We start from the raw sequence: 23,510 nt of genomic DNA on the forward strand, positions 1-23,510 counted from the left end.
TTCCTCAAAAAAACTTTTACACGGTCTTAAAATTATGAATCCTATTATCCATGATTTCCTTAACAAGTGCCATGATTTCACGTCGTGTTGTGGCAGGATTCTGGCAATTAAAAAATACACCCTTAGGCCATGAGCGTAACCATGTTAACTGTCTTTTAGCCAATTGTCTTGTAGCAACAATACCTTTATGCCGTAAAGTTTCATAATCATAATCCCCTGCCAAATAATTAATGACTTGGCGATAACCTACACAACGCATGGAAGGGCTCGTAGGTGGTAATTGCCATTTTTGTAAAAGCTGTGCGACTTCACCAACAAAGTCTTGATTTAACATTTGCTCAAATCTTAGAGCAATCCGCTCGTGTAACCAAGTTCTTTGTTCAGGAAATAAGATCAGATTCACAAAATGGTATTTTCCTGCTCCTTTCTGCTCAGACCAAAAAAATGAGAGGGGTTTACCGGTTAACTGATAAACTTCTAGTGCTCTTTGAATACGCTGCGTATCATTAGGATGAATTCGCTCAGCCGATAGGGGGTCAACCTGCTCTAGTTGCCGGTGTAAATAAGACCAGCCATGATGTTCTGCCTGTCGCAATAAATCCAGCCGTATTGTTTCATCCGCCTGGGGCAAAACGGATAGGCCCTGCTGCAGTGCATTAAAATACATCATCGTTCCCCCCACTAACAAAGGGTATTTACCGCGTTGAAAAATAGCCTCAATCAACTCCACAGCATCCTCACAAAATTGCGCTGCTGAATAATTTTCAATGGGATCTAAAATGTCGATTAAATGATGCGGTGCATGCTTAAGCTCTTCCATACTAGGTTTGGCAGTGCCAACATTCATTTCGCGATAAATCATGGCGGAATCCACACTAATGATTTCAAACGGAAACGCTTTCACCAGCTCAAAAGCAAGCGCAGTTTTACCTGAAGCAGTCGGCCCCATTAAGCAAACAATTGTCTTAGCCATTTAATAAATCCCTGCAAAGTTTTACCGACAATTGTCTTTGCCACGCGCTATGTTCATTACTATTCTCATGGTGTAAGCTCTGCATGTGGGCAATTAGTGTGTCCTTTTCTGCCTGTGAGGCATTACTTAGGGCAAAAATTTGATGTTTTATCAACAGTTCCATTAATTCCGATTTTGTAAAAGGGTATTCTTTAAATATAGCATTTAGCAATTGTTTAAAATCCAAATGGGGAAGAGTTATAGGTAAGCTTCTAATACATAATACATTCTCCCCTAGAAGGCTTATTTCCATGCCTACCTGTTCCAAATGTTTTTTAATGTCGGTAAAGTACTGTAAGTTTATTTTTTCAACAGTATGACTTACTGGCACTAATAACGGCCGGTTTGCTAAAGGAAAATTTTCTTTACTTAGGAATGCTCGCAACCAATGACGATGTAAAGAGACTATATCAATTAAATAAGGCTCTTCTTGCACAAAAACTAAGGCAAAATGCTGATTTAAATCAATCCATTTGCTTTCATTAGTCATTTTTTTTGATTCATCAACCCTTATTGCTTGAGCACGATAAGAAGAAGGCTCACTAACTTGCCAGGATTCCGTGTTTTCATTGAGTTGATATTGCTCAAGTGTTTTTGGACGCCTCAATACACCTTGAATTTGTGCGCTTATAAAATCGTGAACAAGTCGTGGTTGTTGAAAGCGAACTTCATGTTTTGTTGGATGTACATTAACATCCACCTGGTCAGCAGGAACAGATAAGTACAAAAGACAAGATGGATAACGCCCGGGATGCAATAACTGTTCATAAGCTTGCTTAATGGCATGGCTAAGCAATTTATCCTTTACCATGCGCATATTGATATAAATCCATTGCTTGTCATTTTGGCTTCGCTGATAATTTTCGCTTCCTATCCAACCAGAGAGGTGCATGCCTGCGTGCTCAACATCGATATAATAGGATTGTTCAACAAACAGTTTCCCTAATATTTTACGAATTCGCGCCAACCTGCTTTTCTCACAGTGTGCGGCAGGCAAACTCAATATTTTTTTGTCATTATGGGACAAATTGATTGTTATTGTTGGTGCACTTAATGCAAAACGCTTAACGACCATTTCTATTGCCTGAAACTCCATGCGCTCATTTTTTAAAAATTTTTTTCGTACAGGGGTATTAAAAAAAATATCTCGCACCTCAACTGTCGTTCCCTGACTTCTTGCACAGGCCTCCAGGCGAATTTCCTGACCATCATTAATCAATTTCATTGCATGAGTCTGATCTTTAGGTTTAGAGCTTATTGTTAAGCGTGAAACAGATGCGATACTGGCTAAAGCCTCTCCACGAAAGCCCATACTTAGAATTGCATACAAGTCACTAAGTTGACTAATTTTACTTGTCGCATGCGGGGCAATGGCTAACGGTAAATCATCAGCAACAATACCAATACCATTATCGCTAATTTTAACCTGGTTTAATCCTCCATAAGCAATCTCTATATTAATAAGAGTTGCCTTGGCATCCAGCGAATTTTCCAATAATTCTTTAACGATTGAAGCTGGACGCTCAATTACTTCTCCTGCAGCGATTTGATTGGCCAATGCTATTGGCAGTTGCTGAATTCTCATACGGTAGGAATAACAAGTCGTTGACCGGCTTTTATTTTTGTTTCTGACAGATGATTAGCGCTTTGCAATGCAGCTACCGAAATATGATATTTTGAGGCAATCTGTGGTAATGATTCCCCACTTCGAACCAAATGAATATTACTATTTCCAGCCAAAGCCTCTATTCGTGTCCCATGAGGCGGGTAATCCCAAAAATAGCGCTTTAGTCCATCAAAAATAGCTTGAGTTAATCGTTGTTGATAGGCCGGGCTTGTTAAGTTACGTTCCTCTTGCGGATTAGAAATAAAACCGGTTTCAATTAAAATGGAGGGAATATCTGGTGATTTTAAAACCATAAATCGTGCCTGCTCAACTTTGCGATTATGCAGGCGGGTAATTCTGTCTAAATTGCGTAATACGCGTTCTCCCATATGAAGACTAGCACCAATCGTTGCCGTTTGGGACAAATCGATGAGTACTGTTCTCACCAAACCACTTTGATCATCCAATTCTGATAAATTAACTCCCCCTAACTCAGAATAGTTTTCCTTCTCTGCAAGCCATCTGGCAGCTTCACTAGTAGCACCTGATTGGGACAAGGCAAATACAGAGGCGCCGCTGGATTGTTGATTGATAAAAGCATCTGCATGAATTGAAATAAAAACATCAGCATTATATTTTCTGGCAATTCTTAATCGTTCGCGCAATTCAATATAATAATCACCATTACGGGTTAGCACAGCCCTCATGCCCGGTTGTCTATCGATAATTTGTTTTAGTCTCTTTGCTATAGCCAACGTCACATTTTTTTCAGCTGTCCTTCTTGGTCCACTCGCACCAGGATCCTTACCACCATGGCCTGGATCTAAAACCACGACCACATCACGCAATGTTTTTTTAGGAACGTGCTTTACGGGTACAGACGTTTTTGTGATTTTTTTCTGTACCTTTTGAGACATAGAGGAAGGTGGCTCATAATAATGGGGGACTGGATTATATTCAGTAGGTTTTGATCCATTTGCCGCAGAAATTTGACCATTTGTCCTTAAATTAAGAGAAAACCCATGCTGATCCGTGGAGTGTTGTAATGGTTTTGTTTGAGTCATTACCACCTGATTCACTTCGAAAACCAAACGCAGTGTGCGTGGATTTGGCCGACCACTGCGAATATATCGAATCAATTGATGTCCCAAATTAATTTGATTCAAGTTAACCGCCAGATCCGTATCGTCAAAATCAATCACCACACGATTGGGATTAGTAAGCGTAAACACTTTATGAGCAACTGCTTTATCCAGTGTAAAAAGTACAGTCCGATTGTTTCCTTGTGGTTTGACTTCGACAGAAAGTAACTTTGCTGCAGCCATCACCATTGAGCAACTTGTCACTAATAAAAATAATGCGAAGAGGCGTCTAATCATTCCTTACCCGCAAATTGAGACAGCAGTTTATCTCCCACAGGGCTTGCAGCCTTTATTGACAGCAAACGCCCATGACCTTTGACAGCAAAGCTAAAACTCATATCTACCTTATTCAAGAAGTGTCCGGCATGTTCTGGCCATTCAATACAACATATCGAATCTTCACGAAAATAATCTCTAAACCCAATATACTCTAGCTCAGACTCATCATGAATGCGATAGAGATCAAAGTGATGTAGCTGAAAATGCTTACATTGATAACTTTCAACCAACGAAAAGGTTGGGCTTTTAATTGCACCGGTTATCCCCAAAGTCCGCAACAGCGCTCGAATAAAGGTTGTTTTCCCTGCACCAATTTCCCCACTGAAACTTAAAATTAAAGGCGGCGTTATTGTCGGTGCCAACTTTGCCGCCAGAATTTCGCTACTGTGTTCATCAGGGAGAACCATGTCGGTTTCTATCATTCATTCACCCATTCACCGAGGTTGATACAACGTTGACTTGCTGACGTATATAGGGCATTAAATCACTGGCTAAAAGACCGCGCTCGCCCTTTGCAAGGGTTGCAGCATCCGCCGCTGTAGCATGAAGCCACACACCTAATTTCGCAGCCTCAGTAAGTGATAATCCTTGAGCAAACAACCCTGCAATAAGACCATTTAAAGCATCGCCCATTCCGGCACTAGCCATACCCGGATTTCCTGCAGCACATAAATAGGTTTCTGATTCATCGGTAGCAATTAAAGTGCCTACACCCTTAAGAATGACATTACCACCATATTGTCTTTGAATCTCATTTACAGCCTCTAACCGGTTTTTCTGAATCTCAGCGGTAGAACAGTTCAGCAAACTGCTGGCTTCACCGGGATGTGGGGTTAAAACCCAATTGTCATCATGTTGATGATTAGACGCCAAAATACGTAAAGCAGAAGCATCAATCACCATGGGTAATTGAGAAGTAAGCGCTTTGGTAAATAAGACATGAGCCCACTCATCCTCGCCTAATCCTGGGCCAATAACACAGATTGTTGCTCGACTTATTAAAGAAGTAAGCTCGTTTGCTTCTTCTATACCATAAATCATTGCTTCAGGTAAACCAGGTAAGACATGGCCCGCATGCTCCGGGCGTGTTGCTATAGTGACAACCCCTGCTCCAACACGTAATGCAGCGCTTGCCGTGAGAAACACAGAGCCAGGCATACCCTGACCACCACCAATTATAAGGACATGGCCATAATGGCCTTTATGAGAATTTTTTAATCGTGGTGCCAAAAGCGCATTACGCAAGCTTTCGTCTAAGACGTGCACTGCAGATTGAATGGTTGATAAGAGGCGATCAAGTCCGAGACTATCACAAATAATTTTACCGCAATAATCAGGCCCGTCGAGAGTGAATAATCCTAACTTGCGGGCAATAAAAGTAATTGTTGCCGTTGCACGTACGCAAGTTCCGAGCACAGCGCCAGTATCAGCATCCAGACCCGAGGGAATATCAATCGCTAACACCGGAAGACCGCTATCATTAATTTGAGTAATTGCTGCGACTAACGGATCTTTTACATGACCTTGTACCCCAATGCCCAATAAAGCATCCACGATTAATTCCACTTCGCTGTCAATAACGTCTTCCAGTGATTGACAGGGAACTCCAGCAGCAATAGCAGTTAATGCTGCATGGCGAGCTGCGGGTGGTAAGTCTTCTATCGTTTTATATTGATGAATGACTACGGAATAACCTTGCTCATGAGCTAAGCGCGCTAAAATATATCCATCACCGGCATTATTTCCACTCCCGCAAAATACCGCAATATTGCGAATGTCGGGATAAAGTCTGGCTAAGGCAGAAAAGGCGCTGGAGCCTGCACGTGCCATCAATTCATCTTCAGATAAGCCTAAATCTGTTGTGGCTGATTGTTCACACGAACGAATGTGCTTGACTTGATACAGAGAAATCTTTGTAGTAGCCATGCCTTTCTATGCTCCATTTAACAATAACCCTTGATAGAGTTAACGCCACCATGCACCTTCAAGTCCTGCATTAATCCGCTAATGTGGCTTAAAGCAGTTCTTGATGCTTAACTTTATTCTTTTTTTACAAGTGTTAGGGCAGGTTTGCGTCCTTTGGTCTCTGAACCTATGGTAGTCGGTGGAGGTTCATGAGCTTCTTCAGGGAACTCCATTCCCTGACCATTCTCTTTGGCATAAATTGCAAGAACTGCAGCAGGGACAATAAAAATCTGCATGCTCTGCCCTGAAAAACGTGCAGTAAAGATAATTCTATCATTTTCAAGATGTAATCCACGGCATGCTTTAGGGGAAATATTTAATACAATGCGGCCATTATTAACGTACTCTTGTGGAACTTGAACGCCAGGAAAATTGGAGTTGACTAGAATATAAGGTGTCAAGTCATTGTCTACAATCCAATCATAGATAGCACGTAGTAAATAAGGCTTATTGGAAGTCATTTTCATCATTAGGCCGCTCTTAATTGCCTCTCAGCTTCTGTCAAACTTGATTGAAAAGAATCACGTTTGAAAAGACGTTGCATGTAAACTTGCAGTCCTTTGGATTTTTCTGGAATTTCTATACCTAATTGCGGTAAACGCCATAATAAAGGGGCCAGCGCACAATCCAATAAGGAAAACTCGTCACTTAGAAAATAAGGCTTATCTGCAAAAATCGGCTCGAGACTTACCAGGCTTTCAAGTAAGTATGCACGGGATTGTTCGATGTCATGTCCAGCCCTGATATTTTGCAACAAACAATACCAATCCTGTTCGATGCGATGCATCATTTTGCGTGCTTCTGCACGCGCGACTGGATATACGGGCAAAAGCGGGGGATGAGGAAAACGCTCATCCAAATATTCCATAATAATGCGTGCTTCATAGAGAACCAACTCTCTATCCAAAAGTGTAGGAACTGTTCCATAGGGGTTTACTGTGAGCAAGTCATTAGGGGCTTCACCTTGTTTGGCTTGCAGAATCTCCACATTTACCCCTTTTTCAGCCAAAACTATGCGGACCTGATGACTATAAATATCATCATTGTCAGAATATAAAGACATAATGGTGCGCTTTGCCACAATAGCCATCAGCAAACTCCTCAATCAAACGTTTAATTCATACTTTTGTATGTCAAAGGGCATTATTTTACCACAAAATTTAGCTTATGATGATAAAATCAGATAATTTTCCAAGGCAAGATTATACCATTTTGAGTTAATTTAACACTGCCCTCTTGCGCAAACCATCCTTGTCTGCAAAATACCGTCATCCAGAACACAGAAATCTCTTTGCATCCATTTTGCTTAACCTAATGAATTTTTTTCCAATAAGTTCGTTTAAGCAGATAGGCAATCAACAAAAAAACACATAAAAACAAAATAACAAAAACCCCTAGTCGGTAGCGAACCAATTTGACCGGCTCAGCAACATAAGTCAGGAAAGTTATCAAATCTTCTAACATGCTATCAAATTGGCGTGGATTCATTTCTCCTGGCTGAACAAGAACCAGATGCGGGCCGGAAGACTCTGCACCCTGGTTTTCACGAACCGCAATAACTCGCCCTATCAAAGGCTCTAAAATATTTGGCATTGCAACATCGGGAACTAGCAAATTATTGGTCCCAAATGGTTTTTTCTTGTCTTCATAAAAACTTTTTAAATATGTATAAATCCATTCAGGACTACGTTCTCTTGCGGTTAGCGATAAATCTGGCGGAACAATACCAAACCATTGTCTTGCATCGGCAGGTGCCATGCTAATTTTTATCGGGTCATGAATTTTAGCAGAAGTAAAGATTAAATTATTAAATAACAGATCCTTATCTATTTCCCCAGTGAATGTTGTCAATCCTAGATCTTCTGCCATACGATTGTAGCGCATATAGCGCAGAGCATGACAACCGGAGCAATAATTCATAAATATTTTTGCGCCACGTTGTAACTTCGCCGAATCATGAACATCGATATTGACAGGAAGCATTTCAATTGAGGTCGAGGCATGCACCAGCGTAGCAATAAGCAATCCTAGCAACCCAGTTAATAGAGGCTTTCTACTCATACAGGTATCCTCTCAGGTACTTGTTTGCAATGCTCATATCGCGTGTAAATCGGCATGAATAAGAAATAAGCAAAATAAACGGCAGTAAAGAAACGCGTTAAAACTTGTTTTACGGGTGTCACAATAACTGTACCTAAATAACCCAACATGATAAAACTAATAATAAAAGCTGCTAAAGCAATCTTGGAATATATTCCTTTATAACGCATCGAGCGTACAGGGCTTCTATCCAGCCAAGGAATAAAAAATAAGATCAATATGGATGCTCCCATAGTTACTACACCCAATAATTTATCGGGAATTGCTCTTAGCATGGCGTAAAAGGGCGTTAAATACCACACAGGAGCAATATGCTCAGGCGTTACCATTGGATTAGCAGGGATAAAATTAGCATACTCTAAAAAATATCCCCCCATTTCAGGGATAAAAAAGACAATGGCAAAAAAAGCAATGAAAAAAACAATAGCTCCAACAAAATCCTTGACTGTATAATAAGGATGAAAAGGAATGCCATCCAGCGGTTTTCCATTTGCATCCACATACTTTTTAATTTCTATTCCCTCAGGATTGTTTGACCCAACCTTGTGTAAAGCCACTATATGTAAAAAGACAAGGAGCAAAAGCAAAAGCGGAACACCTACCACATGTAATGCGAAAAAGCGTTGTAAAGTGGCATTAGCCACATTGAAATCACCTCGAATCCAGGTGGCAACGCTTTCTCCAACCCAGGGAATCGCGCCAAACAAAGAGGTAATTACTTGCGCCCCCCAATAAGACATTTGTCCCCAAGGTAGTAAATATCCAAAAAAGGCTTCCGCCATTAATAATAGGAAAATGACCATGCCTATAAGCCAAATCAGCTCTCGTGGCTTTTGGTAGGAACCATAAAGAAGCCCTCGAAACATATGCAAATAAATGACAATAAAAAATGCAGAAGCGCCGGTTGAATGCATATAACGCAATAACCAACCGAAATTCACATCGCGCATAATATACTCAACGGAATTAAATGCTTGCTCAGCGGTGGGGGTATAGAACATAGTGAGCCATAACCCTGTTACCAACTGATTTACCAGAACTAGCAGTGCAAGTGAGCCAAAATAATAGTAAAAATTAAAATTTTTAGGCGCATAATATTCACTTAAATGTTCTTTCCACGTTTTATACAACGGAAAACGCGCATCTATCCAATGTATCAGTCGACTCATCTTGGATTATCCTTGTTTCTTGTCTTCGCCAATTACAATCACATGCTCACTTAAAAAATAATAAGGGGGCACCTCTAGATTAATTGGCGCAGGCACTCCTTTAAACACCCTTCCAGCTAAATCAAAGGTAGAACCATGACATGGGCAGTAAAACCCACCGACCCAATGAGGTCCAAGTTCATTAACAATAGGGAAATATTTTGGTGAACAACCCAGATGGGTACAAATTCCAACTAAAACCAAATATTCTGGATTGATTGAGCGGTACTGGTTTTGAGCATAAACTGGTTGCTGTTCAACCAATGACTTAGGATCTCGCAACTGTTCTTCAGCTCCCTTTAAGGTTTCCAGCATTTCTTTAGTACGCCTTATTATCCATACAGGTTTGCCCCGCCACTCTACTGTAACCTGTTGTCCTGGTTCCAATTTACTTAAATCCACTTGTACTGGCGCTCCAGCAGCCTCTGCTTGTGCACTGGGCAGCCATGACGAAACAAACGGGGTAAGCGCGCAAGCCACACCGACACCGCCCAAAATACCTGTCGATGTGAGTAGAAATTGACGCCTTTGCTCATCTATTTCTTCTTCTGTAGGGCTATTATTGTCGTTGGGATCATTGCTATTAATCACCTTTATATCATCCTGGTTCATCCCTCAGTCCCATTTCCACTAGCTACTAGAATTTAGTTCAGTTATAACAAAGAATTAGGCATTTGAAAACGATAGGTTATTCTTTCTTCAGGGTAAAACCATACTTTATCTAAAATATAAACAAAACGGTGCTATCCCGAGCAAAGCACAAATTTTCTCTGAAACGCAGTCCGCTATTTCTCGACGTCCCACGGGTTTGGGCTGCTGGATCCATAAATACTGTGCTGAAACGCTGACCCTCACGGACAAGCCACGGAGCCCTAGGCAGAGATGTCATCAAGAGATAAAGCAAAAAAATGCCGGTAATTTGTGCAAAAAGGGAGGCTAAATTAATTCTAATGGGTGTAATATTGCCCTGATTTTTCTTGAAAAATATCAAAAAATTGAAAGGAAGGCAGGATAATGGGCATCAATAAAAAACCCCGCATTGCGGGGTTTTGAGCTAACTGGATTAGCGTTTTGAATATTGAGTTGCACGACGAGCTTTGTGCAAACCAAATTTCTTTCTTTCGACACGTCTTGAATCACGAGTCAGCAAACCACGAGCACGTAACTTTCTGCGAAACGAGTCTAAGCTAGGTTCAGCACCTTCAACCAAATCAGACTCATCATAAGAAACTAATGCACGAGCGATACCCAAACGCACAGCACCGGCTTGGCCAGAAATTCCACCACCAACCACGGTAGCATAGATATCAAATTTACCAATAACGTCAACTGTTTCTAACGGCTGACGCACGATCATGCATGATGTTTCACGACCAAAATATTCTTCCAGAGCGCGATTGTTAATTTTAATTTCGCCTTTACCAGGACGTAAGAACACTCTAGCCGTTGAACTTTTTCTACGGCCAGTGCCATAGTATTGCTGTCTATCAGCCATAATACTTATTCCTCAATCTCAAGTTGCTTGGGTTGCTGAGCGGTATGCGGATGCTCACTACCGGCATAAACTTTCAGCTTACGATACATTTCTCGACCTAAAGGATTCTTGGGAAGCATTCCTTTCACAGCGAGCTCGATAATACGTATAGGATTCTTTTGTTGCAACTTATCAAAAGATGTTGCCTTGATACCCCCTGGAAAACCAGAGTGATGATAATACATCTTTTCTTTAAACTTACGGCCAGTAACAGTTACTTTCTCCGCGTTTGTTACGATAATGTAATCACCTGTATCAACATGTGGTGTATACTCAGCTTTATGCTTGCCACGTAAACGACGAGCAATCTCAGTAGCAAGTCGACCTAAAACTTTGTCGCTAGCATCGATCACATACCAGTCACGTTTGACTTCGTGTGTCTTGGCGCTAAATGTTTTCATTAATAACTCCGTACCGCCTTTATTGGTAATCTTTCAATCAGACGGGCGATTTTAACCAAAACCTGAAGATCCTACAAGTGCAATCCTAGAAATTCTTGCAAGCTTTTTAGATTCTTCGCTATTTTTTATAGGAAAGCTAAAAAAATCAGGCCTTAGAGAATATTCCAAAAGCTGTTTTTAACCTTAAATTAATTAATAAATTCCTAAATAACCAGGTATTTTATGCAATCAACCAGAGATTAGCAAATGTTTCACCTCTTCACCTGCTAGCAAATGGCGGTTTATTATTTCATCGATATCAGCTGTAGTTTGGTAAGTATACCACACACCTTCCGGATAAATAACCACACAAGGACCTTCACTGCAACGGCCAAGACACCCTGACTTACTGATGCGTATCTTGCCTGGCCCATGTAGCCCGAGCTCCAGTAATCGAGTTTTCATATGCTCAAAAAACGGTTCTCCACCCTCATTGGCACAACATTGTTTTCCGGCTATCTTTTGATTCGTGCATAAAAAAATATGCTTAACATAATGCGCCAATGAATTATTTACTCCGCTCTTCTATTTTCGTTTTTAATTTAAGTCCAGGCTTAAAAGTCACTACACGTCTTGCCACAACAGGGATAGCCTGACCTGTTTTAGGATTCCTACCTGGCCGTTGGGGTTTATCGCGCAGGGTAAAATTACCAAATCCTGACAATTTAACATTCTGGCCGTTTTCCAAAGCATCCTTTAAGGTTTCGAAAAACTGCTCTACCATATCTTTGGCATCGGATTTTCCCAGCCCCAATTCGCTACATAAAGTTTCTGCAATCATTGCTTTGCTTAGTGCGTTCACGATTAGTCCCTCAATATAATGGCAAATTCCTCATTTAGTTTCTTGATTATAGCACTGATTATTGTATTGATCTCTGAATCAATCATCGTTCGCTTATCATCCTGTAAAGTCAAGGCAATAGCCAAACTTTTTTTACCTTCGGGTATGTGTTCACCTGTATATACATCGAATACATCGAATGATCTAAGATATTCAGCTCCTGCAACCTCATATACCGCACTTTCAATTTGAGCAGCTGTAATTTCATTGTTTACCAACATGGATAAATCCCTGCGGATTTGTGGAAATTTTGAAATTTGCCGATAACGAGGTGTTGCTTCTTTTACCAATGCATTTAGCCGTAACTCAAATAATATAACCTCTTCATGAATATCTAGCGCGTCTGCGATTCTTGGGTGCAATACTCCACACCATCCTGCATCCTGGTTTTCAATGGTAATTCGAGCAGATTTACCGGGATGTAAGGCTGGATGCTTTTCTGCTTCAAACTTAACATCATCAATGTGCAAGAAAGCAAAAAGAGCCTGAAGATCCCCTTTTAAATCATAAAAATCGAATTTTCCTGATTTTTCACCCCAATTTAATGCTCCATATTCCCCTGTCAACAATCCTGCAATGCAAGGATGCTCATGTAATACTTCCTTTCTAAGCTCGAAAATGACCCCTAGCTCAAAAAATTTAATAGCCGTTTGCTGACGATGAATATTATAAATCATTGAGGCTAATAACCCAGGCCACATGCCAGCACGCATGTGTGACAACTCCGAAGAAATTGGATTGAGCAACTGCATCGTGGGTTGTTGAGGATACAGTTCTTCTTGTAATTCCGGATCCACAAAGCTATAACTAATTGTTTCGTGATACCCTCGTGAAACGAAGAGTTGGGAAATACGGGTAGCCAGTGATTCTACAGGATTTATTTGGCCTACTTGTACTGCTGCAAGCATTGTACTGCCTGAAAGCTTATCATAGCCATTTAAACGAGCAATTTCCTCTACTAAATCCACATCAAGGCTGATGTCAAAGCGATGGGAAGGTATTTTAACTTTCCAGGGAGAGACGTTTTTATCTACTTTCATCTCCAGGCGTTCAAGCATAGCAGCCATTTCCGTTTCGCTAATTTTCAAACCGGTAATTTGTTTAACCCTTAATGGATTAAATAACACGGTATTGTTAGAAGGTAGCGCCTCTGGTTGCATAGCGGAACACACAGGCCCTGCTACACCACCAACAATATCAAGCAATAAAGCAGTGGCTTTTTCTAAAGCTAGTAATTGCAATTCTGAATCTACACCACGCTCAAATCGTTGAGATGAATCAGTACATAATCCATAATTTCTTGCGACTCCTGCGATGGTTACGGGATTAAAAAAAGCACTTTCAAGAAAAACAGCCGCTGTAGACTCCTGAACAGCACTCTCTTCTCCGCCCATAATACCCGCTATTGCTAACGGTTTTTGGCTGTCAGCAATAATCAAGACGTGCTCATGCAGATTAATTTCTTGCCCATCTAGTAAAATCAACGTTTCCCCTGCTTTTGCTTTACGAACAACAATATCACCTTGCAGGGTCTTCAAATCAAAAGCATGCATGGGTTGACCAAGCTCAAGCATGACATAGTTCGTCACATCAACAACCGGATGTATTGAGCGAACACCTGCCCGTCGCAAACGTTCTACCATCCAAACCGGGGTCGGTGTCTGTGGATTAATATCACGAATTACACGGCCAAAATATTGCGGGCAAGCGTCTACTGCTTGTAATTTAATGGTAATTATTTCATCAGTGGATGGTTGCACAACCTCTTTGGGTCTTGCCTTAAGTGTCATCTGCGTTAAAGCAGCTACTTCACGCGCTACCCCTAATACACTAAAACAATCTGCTCGATTGGGTGTTAAATCAATATCAAATACCCAATCATTCAAGCTGAGGTAGCTTCTTAAATCGGCTCCTATGGGTGCATCCTCATTGAGTTCCCAAATACCATCAGATTGTTCTGATAACCCTAATTCAGTGGTTGAGCACAACATCCCCTGAGATAATTCGCCACGAAGCATTGACTCTTTTATTATTAAATCACCAGGTAGATGCGCTCCAATTTGCGCTAGCGCTACTTTTAATCCGGCACGAACATTGGGGGCGCCGCAAACTACTTTTAAGGGTTGGCCAACGCCTGTATTCACTTCACACAACGTTAACTTATCTGCTTGAGGATGCACTTTAGTGCTTATAACTTCTGCGACAATAACACCATCAAACTCGCCTGCAACAGGGCTTACTGCGTCTACTTCCAAACCTGCCATGGTTAAGAGTGCAGCCAACTGCTGCTTGTCTAAAGAAGGGTTTACCCATTCACGTAACCATAATTCACTAACTTTCATTGTAAATATCCATCTAGTACTGGTCTTAAAGACACTTCGTTGTAGCGTTTATCTTCTACCCTTCAGTACTTTATTGTACTGATCACCTGGAATAGACTCTCGCGTGCTCTGATTGCTGCTCACTGCGATGGTTTGCATGGATAAGAAAGCAGCTGCCTAAAATTGTTTTAAAAATGTTACATCATTTTCAAACATCATACGTAAATCATCAATGCCGAAGTAAAGCATTGCAAGTCTGTCCATTCCCATACCAAACGCCCATCCCTGATATTCTTCAGGAGCAATATTAACCGCTTTTAATACATTCGGATGAACCATGCCACAACCCAATACCTCTAGCCATCCGGTAAATTTACAAGAACGGCATCCCTTACCAAAACATTGGGTACACTCAATATCCACCTCGGCAGAAGGCTCCGTAAATGGAAAGTAGGAAGGTCTAAAACGCAAAGCCAAATGGCGACCAAAAAAATAAGCAAAAAAATCTTGTAACAGTCCCTTTAAATCAGAAAGGGTTGATTGCTTATCTATTAATAAGCCTTCTACCTGGTGGAACATAGGGGTATGGGTTACATCTGAATCACAGCGATAAACGCGCCCAGGTGCAATTAACCGGAAAGGTGGGGTGCGATTTTCCATCACCCTAATCTGTACAGGAGAAGTATGAGTGCGCAATAAACGGCCATTACCGAAATAAAAAGTATCGTGCATAGCTCGAGCAGGATGATGATCTGGAATGTTTAACGCTTCAAAATTATAAAATTCAGTTTCAATCTCAGGTCCTGTCACAATATCAAAACCCAATCGACTAAAATAATCAGTTATTCGTTGTTTCACTTGGGTAACAGGATGTAGCGAGCCACTTTTGCTATCTCGGCCAGGTAAAGTTACATCAATCCTTTCAGCATCGAGCTTCCGCTGCAGTTGCGCTTCTTTGAGCTGTAACATTTTTTCTTCAATAAGCGTACTTATTTCGCGTTTGGCCTGATTGACCAGTTGCCCAACTTTAGGCTTTTCCTCCGGTGATAAACTCGCCAAACCTTTAAGAATTTCAGTTAATTGCCCTTTTTTCCCTAAATAATCCACACGGATTGCTTCTAATACAGAAATCTCTTGCGCTTTTGCAATCGCTTCAGCCGCTTGTTGCTGTAACAGAATGATATCTTGCATGATTAAAACCTACATGTAAAAAAGGAGGCTACAGCCTCCTTGTGAGCCGCCACAAACTATTGCTCTATTTTTGGAATTTCTAATTATTAAACACTTAATTAGAAATTTTACCAGCAATCTTATGCAATTGTTTGTGAAAGCTCTTAGTTATCACGATATTTGCTTGTTATGCAAGTGCTGCTTTTGCCTTTTCAGCGATTGCTGCGAAAGCGGGTTTATCATATACAGCCATATCAGCTAATACTTTACGGTCTAGCTCAATGGCAGCTTTTTTCAAGCCAGCAATTAAGCGACTGTACGACAATCCACACTCACGTGCTTGAGCATTAATACGGGTAATCCACAAGGCACGAAATTGACGCTTTCTTTGACGTCGATCGCGATAAGCGTATTGACCTGCTTTAATAACCGCTTGTTTGGCAACACGATAGGTACGACTACGGGCACCGTAATAACCTTTGGCTTGATCTAAAATTTTCTTATGACGTGCTTTAGCAGTCACACCACGTTTAACTCTTGGCATTTCTGAATCCTCCCCTTAACTACCATGCAACATACGTTTAGCTAAACGTGCATCGCATTCTTTCAACATACAAGAACCAACCCGAAGATGGCGTTTTTGTTTAGTTGATTTTTTGGTGAGGATATGGTTTCTATAAGCACCACGGCGCTTGACCGAACCACTCGCTCTCTTACGGAAGCGCTTGTGGGCGCCACTATGTGTCTTCAATTTAGGCATAACATACTACTCCGCATTTGCTTTGCTACTGATAAAAAATGTAGCTATCTATTGGCTAATCCAATGATTACAACTACTCTTGGATCTTTGATCAATCACTTAATTTTCAAGTAATGATAGACCTACTTCTTCTTAGGTGCCAATACCATCAATAACTGGCGGCCTTCACGTTTGGCTTGTTGCTCAACAACAGCATGTTCTGCGGTGTCTTGCAGTAAGCGCTCCATGAGCTTCATACCAATTTCTTGATGGGCCATTTCCCGTCCGCGAAAACGCAACGTTACTTTGACTTTGTCACCATGATTAAGGAAACGAATCAGGTTGCGTAGCTTGACCTGATAATCTCCATCTTCCGTCGTTGGACGAAACTTTAGCTCTTTAACTTGAATTTGCTTCTGCTTTTTCTTGGCTTCAGCTTGTTTTTTACTCAATTCAAAGAGAAATTTACCATAATCCATAATGCGGCAAACAGGGGGTTTGGCAGTCGGCGAAATTTCAACCAAGTCATAGCCACCTTCTTCTGCTGCTCTTAAAGCTTCTCGCGTTGATACAATTCCCACCTGATTGCCTTCGACATCAATTAAGCGTACCTCAGGTACATTGATCTGTTCATTAACTCGCGCGCGATCGCTATCACGCTTATTTGATGCACTAATAGTTTAATCCTCCAAATGGTTAATACCTTTTGCTGTGATTTCACGTTGTAAGGTATCACAAATTGTATCAATATTCATTGTTCCCAAGTCCGCACCCTCACGTGTGCGCACTGATACTGCCTTATTTTCGACTTCTTTATCGCCGATAACCAGCAAATAAGGAATTTTTTGCAAAGTATGCTCGCGAATTTTAAAGCCAATTTTTTCATTTCTCAAGTCAAAATTTGCGCGAACACCTTGTTTTTGTAAAATTTCGGTTACTTTTCGGGCAAAATCATCCTGTTTTTCGCTAATAGTTAGAACCATTGCTTGCACAGGTGACAACCATAAGGGAAAACGACCAGCATAATGCTCAATCAAGATACCCATAAATCGTTCAAATGACCCTAAGATCGCGCGATGCAACATTACTGGTGTTTTACGACTGCCATCTTCAGCAACATATTGAGCTTCCAGTCTTTCCGGCATAGAAAAATCCACCTGAATAGTGCCGCATTGCCAAATTCGACCAAGACTGTCGGCTAAAGAGCACTCTATTTTGGGCCCGTAAAAAGCACCTTCTCCAGGCGCATCAACCCATTCAATCCCTCTACCCAGCATAGCATGTTTTAAAGCATTTTCAGCCTTATCCCACACAGCATCGCCACCCACACGTTTCTCTGGTCGCAATGCCAATCGATACTTTATCTGTGTAAAACCAAAATCAGCATAAACAGATTGTACGAGTTCAAGCATCATGGCTACTTCAGATTGAATTTGTTCTTCAGTACAAAAAATATGGGCATCGTCCTGCACCATATTACGCACCCGCATCAAGCCATGTAAAGAACCCGAAGGTTCACAGCGATGACAGTTACCAAATTCAGACAAGCGCATAGGTAAATCACGATAACTTCTCAACCCTTGGTTAAACACCTGAATATGACAGGGACAATTCATAGGTTTTACGGCATATTCACGATTTTCCGTTTCGGTGACAAACATTTCTTCACGAAAATTGGCCCAATGCCCTGATTTTTCCCACAACACTTTATCCACCAATTGAGGTGTTTTAATTTCCTGATAGCCAAAATCAGAGAGCCTTCTGCGCATGTATTGCTCAAGAATTTGATAAATGATCCAACCCTTTGGGTGCCAAAATACCATACCTGGTGCAATATCTTGAAAATGGAAAAGATCAAGAGCCTTACCTAACTTACGATGATCACGCTTTTCAGCCTCTTCCATACGATGCAAATAATCATTTAGGGATTTTTTGTCCGTCCATGCTGTGCCATAAATACGCTGTAACATTTCATTACGCGAATCACCACGCCAATAGGCACCTGCCAGTTTAGTTAATTTGAATGCCTTTAAATGTCCAGTGGAGGGAACGTGCGGCCCTCGACAGAGATCTTCAAAATCTCCCTGCTTATACAAGGAAAGAATTTCTCCTTCAGGAATATCGGCAATAATTTTAGCCTTATATTCTTCCCCAAGGCTGCGAAAATAGGCAATGGCTTCATCTCGAGGCAGTTCTCGTCGCGTAATGGCATAATCTGCCTTGGCCAATTCATACATTTTGGCCTCAATTTGCTGCAAATCATCCGGTGTAAATGATCTGGCAAAGGCAAAATCATAGTAGAAACCATCTTCAATAACAGGTCCGATTGTAACCTGAGCACTAGGAAATAATTGTTTAACAGCCTGGGCCAATAGATGAGCCGTAGAATGGCGTATGACTTCAAGACTTTCAGGTTCTTGCTTTTCTGTAATAATAACCAAATCACAGTCATCCTGAATAGGGTAACTGGTGTCTACCAATTTGCCATTAACTTTGCCGGCTAATGCAGCTTTGGCCAACCCTGAACTGATACTTTGGGCAACGTCATAAACTGAAACTGGATGTTCAAAGTGTTTGACATTTCCATCAGGCAATTTAATGTTTGGCATTTTATGTCCATCCCTCAGGCAGATAAAAATTTCTAATCATAGTGGCAATGGCTCTTGATATCTAGCCCTAATTATAGAAAGAATTAATTGTCGTTGCGGCAAAAAAAAACCCTGTCTTGCAGGGCTATTTTTTTGGTAGGCACGAGTGGGATCGAACCACCGACCACCACCATGTCAAGGTGGTGCTCTACCACTGAGCTACGTGCCTATTATTCGTTCTTTCTAGCGAATAGGCGTTGATTATATAAAAGCTGCAACTACAAAGCAATGCTTAAATGATTCTGGTGGTTGAATTCTAATGATATCGTGGCTAAGGCAGGAGATTCCTCGCTGTACACGAAATGACGGCTTATCTTTATACAGAATGAATTTAGAATCGCGTCGTGTAAGCATCAGCACAGCAACTCGGTATGCTCTTTACACAAAAAATGCTCTGGATTGCTTTGCTGACGCTCGCAACGACTATTTAAAAAATTTTGTCCTATGCAGAGATAGCTTATCTTAAATGAACGCTAAAAAATTATTTACTCTTCAATTTGATGAATTGATTTTTGTTGTCTATGCTTAAAAACCAAGCCATGGAATTAGGCTAACAGATGCTCAAGGAGGAGAAGTATGGATAAATTAATTACAGTTAAGCTTGTCTTGGCAGTTGCTTGCATTAGTTTGACGTTAGTTGCTTTTGCTAATAAAAATCAACAAACAAACTGGCAAATTACCTCTGTCAATTTTGTTACAGCAAGTGCAAAGGAAATATCTTATCAATTGCTGTCTGTTAATAAACCTGTTTTAAAAAATACTCTCTAGTCGCGCTGGAAAATAATTTTGAATACTATTAAATCCATTCCAGAAGTCGACAAGCTAAGCGATGGTATTACAGTAACTAAACAATAACCGTGTCTGGATTGATATCACTAAGAATAGCCTGGGAATGACTTTTCTGATCAAGGATATGGCAATAATTTTGACGTTTGAGAGGATCTTTTTCTTTAGCGCATAACTCTTGGAATGCATCCAACGTCTTATCACCCTCTGCAGGAGCAGCAAATGATAATAAAGGCATTAGACAACCTATTACTATTGCTATTTTTTTCATTAAAAGACCCTTCTGTTAGTTTGGACTTAAAATCATTTAAAGCAACATACTAAGGCTTACAGTAGTGTGCACTAAAATTTTCAAAATTGAAATACTGAATATAATTTTTCTTTAAATGATTAATTCGCCTAGCAAAATAATATTGTTTAAATTGTTTATCTTGCTTTCTATTCGGCTTTGGATTATACACAGTTAATTTTTTTTCTCAAACTCGAAGCTTATTCCATTGCAAATAAAATAAGGGCAATAACCGCGAAAATCATTCCTGCAACTTGCTTCAGGGTAAGCCCTTGTTTAAGAAAAAGCATACACAGCATTAAGGTTATCATAGGATACATTGAAGTCATTAAAACTACTGGCATGACTGGCCCTTTGCGTAAAGCCATAATAAAAAAAATACAAGCTATTCCATTTGCCAAACCATTAAGAAATCCATAAGTACTGCCCTTGATAGATAATTCAAGTTTAAAATCTAACAAAAACAACGCGACTATACCTGAAATCAAAACGCCTAGACTGGAATAAAAGGTAATAGAAAGTGGATTTATAAAAGTGGACGCTCTTGTTCCCCAATATCCCCAAGCGCCATAAAGAAATAAAGCCGTCAAAGAAGGGTAATACCAAGCGCTAAAATTCATGAAAATTCTCAGGAGAGTTTATTTCAAAGCAAGACAAATTCAAAATAAATCCTTATAAACATAGTATGCTAGCACAAGCGCCAGAAATCAGAGCTTTGACCCGTTAGAAAGAAATGTCAAGAAACTTAAAATTTTTCTTTAATAAGCGAAATCTTATCAGCACTTTCTTTAAACATCTCTCGTAGAGCTTCTATTTTTTCCTGATTCATTTCATTAAATTCGCTGGCTGAAAACTCATCCGCAACTGCCAAGTTAACTAACCTTTGTATTCCCTGAATTGCTTTTTTTACTTCATCGGAAAGAATCATTAATTGTTTTTTACGCTCACTCGAAGCTGCATCTGTTAGTGATGCCATCCCATCAATTTTTGCACTGATTTCTGCTTGTAATCCTTTAAGTTTCTGATCTAAACGAAGTATATTATTTCTCGTATCATTATCAACCGCTTCGATAAATGTATGCTCATGATGTTCATTACTCATCTAAATTTCCTTCTACTTCTAAACATGATGTCCTAATAATACTATAAGCCTAGCGTAATCACGCTATTTCGCCAACCCAATAAACAATGGTATTATTGCATTTTTTTAGAGCAATACACCATTATGTTGTTACATTATCTCTTTATCATGGGCATTTGTGTAGAAGCAATTACTGGCGCTATTGCCGCGGGTAGAAAAAAAATGGACTTTTTTGGTGTAATGCTCATTGCCTGTATTACAGCACTCGGCGGAGGAACAGTCAGAGACGTGCTTTTCGATACGCACCCCCTGACATGGGTCGCTCATCCTGAATATATTCTTTATACTGCCGGCTTTGCGTTTGTAACAATTTTCATTGCTCACTCCTTAGTCCGCATCATGAAAGTTTTTCTTATTCTCGATGCCTTGGGTTTATCCGCTTTTGTAATTATTGGCGCGCAAAAAGTGTTAACAAATGGCTACTCACCCGGTATGGCAATTATAAGCGGTATGATTACCGGCATTTGTGGCGGAATGCTAAGAGACATCCTTTGTAATGATATTCCACTGGTATTACGTAAAGAACTCTATGCCACCATTGCATTGGTCGGTGCTATCTTATTTATTGTCCTAGCGCATTTTAATGTTCCCAAAAGTATCAATATTATTATTACCTTGGTTACTATTTTTACTGTGCGAGTAATAGCTATTATTTATCACATTGAAATGCCAAAGTTTGACTATTCAAAAAGCTTACGGAAACGACATCGAAGGCAATAAGGGCAGTCAAAAAATACTTAAGTTATAGGCAAGAGAACTTGGTACTTATAGTACCGCTAGTACCGCGCGAACAAGTCGCGCGGTAGGTAGAAATAGTAAGTAGATGTATAGCAAGAGGAGAGGCATCCTTGTGGATCCTGCGGACTCGCCGCAGTACTTGAAGGTTGCTAATCAAGTTGTTGGAAGACAGAACATGTCAACCCATCTATTAAACTTCACGGATTTCATGAATAACTACTTCTTCCACAGGCACGTCAGCATGCCCCATCCGCTGACCTGTTTTTACTTTTACTATGGCATCAACCACATCCATTCCTTCAACGACTTCTCCAAATACACAATATCCATAACCTTGTGCGTGTTCACCCGTGAAATTCAGAAAGGCATTGTCCGCAACATTGATAAAAAATTGTGAAGTAGCCGAGTGTGGGTCCATGGTCCTTGCCATGGCAATAGTACCTCTTTTATTGGGTTTAGCAGATTTTGCTTCGTTTTTTATTGCAGGCTCCGTTGATTTTTGCGTCATATCAGCCGTCAATCCACCGCCCTGAATCATAAATCCATCAATAACACGATGAAAAATAGTGTTATTATAGAAACCACTACGTACATAATTAAGAAAATTCTGTGCAGTGGTTGGTGTGTTTTCTTCATCCAACTGTATGCGAATATCGCCTTTTGAAGTGGCAATTACAATCATTAAAATCTCCTGTCTCTCAAAATTAAGCCATAATTACGTCGCGCATTTTAGCACAAACATCATGCATTACATGGATATTATGAATACTTGCCAATGCGGTAAACAAATTAGCCTTTTGCTTGCTCAAATGGTGCAAGAAGGCACGGGAATAATGGTTACAAGTATAGCAAGAACAGTTTGCCATAATGGGTTGCAGGTCTTTTGCAAAGCAGGCTTTCTTAATTTGGATGCGTTCATTTTCGTAAGGACTTTCAAATTTCAACCAATTACCTGCTTGCACGATTTCACCACAATACAGTGCCCCATGACGGGCATTACGGGTCGGCGCAACACAATCAAACATATCAATGCCTTCTGCCACCACATCCAGCAAATCCTGCGGCGACATACCTACCCCCATCGTATAGCGCGGCTTATTCTCTGGCAAAAACTCTCGAACCCAACGGATGACTTCCACCGTGGTTTTCATATTAAAGCCAATTGTTTCACCACCAATAGCAAGGCCATCCGTGCTCATAGAGGCAATAAATTCCGCACTTTCACGACGTAAATCTTCATAGATGCCACCCTGGATAATACCAAAGAGTGCCTGCATTGCCCCGTAACGGGAAGTGGGGAATTGTTGATGATAGGCAATGGATTGTTTGAGCCACCGATGGGTGCGTGTCATAATTTGTTGTACTTCCTCACGGGTGCAATTATCAGGGGTGCATTGATCAAACGCCATGATGATATCTGCCCCAATAATTTTCTGCGTTTCAAGTGACATTTCCGGAGTCATATGAATCAAGCGTTCCGAAGCCGGTAATTTAAAATGTGCACCCTCTTCATCGATCACACAAATTTCTTTATTTTTAGACAAGCTAAAT

The 23,510-nt window shown here is 40.6% G+C and carries 27 protein-coding genes and 1 tRNA gene; 2 read left to right on the forward strand and 26 right to left on the reverse strand.

Going from position 1 to position 23,510, the window contains the following annotated elements; translation table 11 throughout:
* Window positions 1–16 precede the first annotated feature (16 nt).
* The 21 genes from miaA to Ljam_RS01430 form a co-directional block, all read right to left on the reverse strand.
* A complete protein-coding gene (miaA, locus tag Ljam_RS01335; protein ID WP_058448345.1) occupies window positions 17–973 on the reverse strand; it encodes a tRNA (adenosine(37)-N6)-dimethylallyltransferase MiaA in 957 nt (318 codons plus the stop codon).
* Entirely contained in the window at window positions 966–2,597 is a 1,632-nt protein-coding gene (gene mutL, locus Ljam_RS01340; protein ID WP_058448346.1) for a DNA mismatch repair endonuclease MutL, read from the reverse strand. Before mutL ends, miaA begins: the two co-directional genes overlap by 8 nt.
* Window positions 2,594–3,997 carry an N-acetylmuramoyl-L-alanine amidase gene (locus Ljam_RS01345; RefSeq protein WP_058448347.1) on the reverse strand — a complete coding sequence of 468 codons (1,404 nt, stop codon included), beginning with the start codon at window positions 3,995–3,997 and terminating at the stop codon, window positions 2,594–2,596. The genes mutL and Ljam_RS01345 overlap by 4 nt, the downstream gene beginning before the upstream one ends.
* Window positions 3,994–4,461 (reverse strand): tRNA (adenosine(37)-N6)-threonylcarbamoyltransferase complex ATPase subunit type 1 TsaE, encoded by a 468-nt coding sequence (tsaE, locus tag Ljam_RS01350; protein WP_058448348.1) that lies wholly within the window; start codon window positions 4,459–4,461, stop codon window positions 3,994–3,996. The genes Ljam_RS01345 and tsaE overlap by 4 nt, the downstream gene beginning before the upstream one ends.
* Before the next feature lie 4 nt (window positions 4,462–4,465).
* Entirely contained in the window at window positions 4,466–5,965 is a 1,500-nt protein-coding gene (locus tag Ljam_RS01355; protein ID WP_058448349.1) for a bifunctional ADP-dependent NAD(P)H-hydrate dehydratase/NAD(P)H-hydrate epimerase, read from the reverse strand.
* 113 nt (window positions 5,966–6,078) lie between these two features.
* The gene (locus tag Ljam_RS01360) at window positions 6,079–6,471 is read right to left on the reverse strand and encodes a ClpXP protease specificity-enhancing factor (protein WP_058448388.1); all 393 of its coding nucleotides are present in this window, start codon (window positions 6,469–6,471) and stop codon (window positions 6,079–6,081) included.
* A 2-nt stretch (window positions 6,472–6,473) separates the two neighbouring features.
* The gene (sspA, locus tag Ljam_RS01365) at window positions 6,474–7,094 is read right to left on the reverse strand and encodes a stringent starvation protein SspA (RefSeq protein WP_058448350.1); all 621 of its coding nucleotides are present in this window, start codon (window positions 7,092–7,094) and stop codon (window positions 6,474–6,476) included.
* Window positions 7,095–7,315: 221 nt separating this feature from the next.
* Complete coding sequence (locus Ljam_RS01370) at window positions 7,316–8,065, reverse strand: cytochrome c1 (protein WP_058448351.1); 750 nt, start codon at window positions 8,063–8,065, stop codon at window positions 7,316–7,318.
* Window positions 8,062–9,273: a cytochrome b gene (locus Ljam_RS01375; protein WP_058448352.1), complete on the reverse strand. Its 1,212-nt coding sequence runs from the start codon at window positions 9,271–9,273 to the stop codon at window positions 8,062–8,064. The genes Ljam_RS01370 and Ljam_RS01375 overlap by 4 nt, the downstream gene beginning before the upstream one ends.
* A gap of 6 nt (window positions 9,274–9,279) precedes the next feature.
* Window positions 9,280–9,924, reverse strand: coding sequence for a ubiquinol-cytochrome c reductase iron-sulfur subunit (petA, locus tag Ljam_RS01380; RefSeq protein ID WP_131762474.1), 645 nt, complete (start codon window positions 9,922–9,924; stop codon window positions 9,280–9,282).
* Window positions 9,925–10,375: 451 nt separating this feature from the next.
* Entirely contained in the window at window positions 10,376–10,807 is a 432-nt protein-coding gene (gene rpsI / locus Ljam_RS01385; protein WP_058448353.1) for a 30S ribosomal protein S9, read from the reverse strand.
* A 5-nt stretch (window positions 10,808–10,812) separates the two neighbouring features.
* Window positions 10,813–11,247, reverse strand: coding sequence for a 50S ribosomal protein L13 (gene rplM / locus Ljam_RS01390; protein WP_058448354.1), 435 nt, complete (start codon window positions 11,245–11,247; stop codon window positions 10,813–10,815).
* A 228-nt stretch (window positions 11,248–11,475) separates the two neighbouring features.
* Window positions 11,476–11,790 carry a (2Fe-2S) ferredoxin domain-containing protein gene (locus Ljam_RS01395; protein ID WP_058448355.1) on the reverse strand — a complete coding sequence of 105 codons (315 nt, stop codon included), beginning with the start codon at window positions 11,788–11,790 and terminating at the stop codon, window positions 11,476–11,478.
* Window positions 11,791–11,794: 4 nt separating this feature from the next.
* A complete protein-coding gene (locus tag Ljam_RS01400) occupies window positions 11,795–12,088 on the reverse strand; it encodes an integration host factor subunit alpha (protein ID WP_058448356.1) in 294 nt (97 codons plus the stop codon).
* Window positions 12,089–12,090: 2 nt separating this feature from the next.
* Window positions 12,091–14,469, reverse strand: coding sequence for a phenylalanine--tRNA ligase subunit beta (gene pheT / locus Ljam_RS01405; RefSeq protein ID WP_058448357.1), 2,379 nt, complete (start codon window positions 14,467–14,469; stop codon window positions 12,091–12,093).
* Between the two features lie 156 nt (window positions 14,470–14,625).
* A complete protein-coding gene (gene pheS / locus Ljam_RS01410; RefSeq protein WP_058448358.1) occupies window positions 14,626–15,639 on the reverse strand; it encodes a phenylalanine--tRNA ligase subunit alpha in 1,014 nt (337 codons plus the stop codon).
* Between the two features lie 166 nt (window positions 15,640–15,805).
* Window positions 15,806–16,162 carry a 50S ribosomal protein L20 gene (gene rplT, locus Ljam_RS01415; protein WP_028373193.1) on the reverse strand — a complete coding sequence of 119 codons (357 nt, stop codon included), beginning with the start codon at window positions 16,160–16,162 and terminating at the stop codon, window positions 15,806–15,808.
* Between the two features lie 15 nt (window positions 16,163–16,177).
* Complete coding sequence (rpmI, locus tag Ljam_RS14840; protein ID WP_074881711.1) at window positions 16,178–16,378, reverse strand: 50S ribosomal protein L35; 201 nt, start codon at window positions 16,376–16,378, stop codon at window positions 16,178–16,180.
* Between the two features lie 122 nt (window positions 16,379–16,500).
* Window positions 16,501–17,034 (reverse strand): translation initiation factor IF-3, encoded by a 534-nt coding sequence (infC, locus tag Ljam_RS15030; protein ID WP_058448359.1) that lies wholly within the window; start codon window positions 17,032–17,034, stop codon window positions 16,501–16,503.
* A gap of 3 nt (window positions 17,035–17,037) precedes the next feature.
* Entirely contained in the window at window positions 17,038–18,966 is a 1,929-nt protein-coding gene (gene thrS, locus Ljam_RS01425) for a threonine--tRNA ligase (protein WP_058448360.1), read from the reverse strand.
* 133 nt (window positions 18,967–19,099) lie between these two features.
* Window positions 19,100–19,174: transfer RNA gene (locus tag Ljam_RS01430), tRNA-Val, on the reverse strand.
* 407 nt (window positions 19,175–19,581) lie between these two features.
* On the opposite strand from Ljam_RS01430, the gene Ljam_RS01435 reads away from it, so the two are divergent.
* Window positions 19,582–19,773 (forward strand): hypothetical protein, encoded by a 192-nt coding sequence (locus Ljam_RS01435; RefSeq protein WP_058448361.1) that lies wholly within the window; start codon window positions 19,582–19,584, stop codon window positions 19,771–19,773.
* Window positions 19,774–19,849: 76 nt separating this feature from the next.
* Here the strand turns inward: Ljam_RS01435 and Ljam_RS01440 are convergent, their stop codons facing one another.
* The 3 genes from Ljam_RS01440 to Ljam_RS01450 form a co-directional block, all read right to left on the reverse strand.
* Window positions 19,850–20,062 carry a hypothetical protein gene (locus tag Ljam_RS01440; protein WP_058448362.1) on the reverse strand — a complete coding sequence of 71 codons (213 nt, stop codon included), beginning with the start codon at window positions 20,060–20,062 and terminating at the stop codon, window positions 19,850–19,852.
* Between the two features lie 218 nt (window positions 20,063–20,280).
* Window positions 20,281–20,700: an EamA family transporter gene (locus tag Ljam_RS01445; protein ID WP_058448363.1), complete on the reverse strand. Its 420-nt coding sequence runs from the start codon at window positions 20,698–20,700 to the stop codon at window positions 20,281–20,283.
* 125 nt (window positions 20,701–20,825) lie between these two features.
* Window positions 20,826–21,182 carry a hypothetical protein gene (locus tag Ljam_RS01450; protein WP_058448364.1) on the reverse strand — a complete coding sequence of 119 codons (357 nt, stop codon included), beginning with the start codon at window positions 21,180–21,182 and terminating at the stop codon, window positions 20,826–20,828.
* Between the two features lie 123 nt (window positions 21,183–21,305).
* Between Ljam_RS01450 and Ljam_RS01455 the strand changes: the two genes are divergently transcribed.
* Window positions 21,306–21,941 (forward strand): trimeric intracellular cation channel family protein, encoded by a 636-nt coding sequence (locus Ljam_RS01455; RefSeq protein ID WP_058448365.1) that lies wholly within the window; start codon window positions 21,306–21,308, stop codon window positions 21,939–21,941.
* A gap of 208 nt (window positions 21,942–22,149) precedes the next feature.
* Here Ljam_RS01455 and Ljam_RS01460 read toward each other — a convergent pair whose 3' ends face one another.
* Window positions 22,150–22,641: a peptidylprolyl isomerase gene (locus Ljam_RS01460; protein WP_058448366.1), complete on the reverse strand. Its 492-nt coding sequence runs from the start codon at window positions 22,639–22,641 to the stop codon at window positions 22,150–22,152.
* 22 nt (window positions 22,642–22,663) lie between these two features.
* The coding region (locus Ljam_RS01465; protein ID WP_238583671.1) for a tRNA-ribosyltransferase family protein at window positions 22,664–23,510 on the reverse strand (847 nt) is incomplete at its 5' end.

The organism is Legionella jamestowniensis (assembly GCF_001467745.1).
Lineage (GTDB): Bacteria > Pseudomonadota > Gammaproteobacteria > Legionellales > Legionellaceae > Tatlockia > Tatlockia jamestowniensis.

Bases quoted from the DNA above. Each gene is read 5' to 3' on its own strand.
- mutL (WP_058448346.1), bottom strand. From the start codon at position 2,597: ATGAGAATTCAGCAACTGCCAATAGCATTGGCCAATCAAATCGCTGCA.
- pheS (WP_058448358.1), bottom strand. From the start codon at position 15,639: ATGCAAGATATCATTCTGTTACAGCAACAAGCGGCTGAAGCGATTGCA.
- Ljam_RS01460 (WP_058448366.1), bottom strand. From the start codon at position 22,641: ATGATTGTAATTGCCACTTCAAAAGGCGATATTCGCATACAGTTGGAT.
- pheT (WP_058448357.1), bottom strand. From the start codon at position 14,469: ATGAAAGTTAGTGAATTATGGTTACGTGAATGGGTAAACCCTTCTTTA.
- Ljam_RS01440 (WP_058448362.1), bottom strand. From the start codon at position 20,062: ATGAAAAAAATAGCAATAGTAATAGGTTGTCTAATGCCTTTATTATCA.
- Ljam_RS01375 (WP_058448352.1), bottom strand. From the start codon at position 9,273: ATGAGTCGACTGATACATTGGATAGATGCGCGTTTTCCGTTGTATAAA.
- rplM (WP_058448354.1), bottom strand. From the start codon at position 11,247: ATGAAAACATTTAGCGCCAAGACACACGAAGTCAAACGTGACTGGTAT.
- rpsI (WP_058448353.1), bottom strand. From the start codon at position 10,807: ATGGCTGATAGACAGCAATACTATGGCACTGGCCGTAGAAAAAGTTCA.
- sspA (WP_058448350.1), bottom strand. From the start codon at position 7,094: ATGGCTATTGTGGCAAAGCGCACCATTATGTCTTTATATTCTGACAAT.
- petA (WP_131762474.1), bottom strand. From the start codon at position 9,924: ATGAACCAGGATGATATAAAGGTGATTAATAGCAATGATCCCAACGAC.
- Ljam_RS01455 (WP_058448365.1), top strand. From the start codon at position 21,306: ATGTTGTTACATTATCTCTTTATCATGGGCATTTGTGTAGAAGCAATT.
- Ljam_RS01445 (WP_058448363.1), bottom strand. From the start codon at position 20,700: ATGAATTTTAGCGCTTGGTATTACCCTTCTTTGACGGCTTTATTTCTT.
- rplT (WP_028373193.1), bottom strand. From the start codon at position 16,162: ATGCCAAGAGTTAAACGTGGTGTGACTGCTAAAGCACGTCATAAGAAA.
- Ljam_RS01355 (WP_058448349.1), bottom strand. From the start codon at position 5,965: ATGGCTACTACAAAGATTTCTCTGTATCAAGTCAAGCACATTCGTTCG.
- Ljam_RS01450 (WP_058448364.1), bottom strand. From the start codon at position 21,182: ATGAGTAATGAACATCATGAGCATACATTTATCGAAGCGGTTGATAAT.
- Ljam_RS01360 (WP_058448388.1), bottom strand. From the start codon at position 6,471: ATGAAAATGACTTCCAATAAGCCTTATTTACTACGTGCTATCTATGAT.
- tsaE (WP_058448348.1), bottom strand. From the start codon at position 4,461: ATGATAGAAACCGACATGGTTCTCCCTGATGAACACAGTAGCGAAATT.
- Ljam_RS01435 (WP_058448361.1), top strand. From the start codon at position 19,582: ATGGATAAATTAATTACAGTTAAGCTTGTCTTGGCAGTTGCTTGCATT.
- Ljam_RS01345 (WP_058448347.1), bottom strand. From the start codon at position 3,997: ATGATTAGACGCCTCTTCGCATTATTTTTATTAGTGACAAGTTGCTCA.
- Ljam_RS01370 (WP_058448351.1), bottom strand. From the start codon at position 8,065: ATGAGTAGAAAGCCTCTATTAACTGGGTTGCTAGGATTGCTTATTGCT.
- rpmI (WP_074881711.1), bottom strand. From the start codon at position 16,378: ATGCCTAAATTGAAGACACATAGTGGCGCCCACAAGCGCTTCCGTAAG.
- thrS (WP_058448360.1), bottom strand. From the start codon at position 18,966: ATGCCAAACATTAAATTGCCTGATGGAAATGTCAAACACTTTGAACAT.
- miaA (WP_058448345.1), bottom strand. From the start codon at position 973: ATGGCTAAGACAATTGTTTGCTTAATGGGGCCGACTGCTTCAGGTAAA.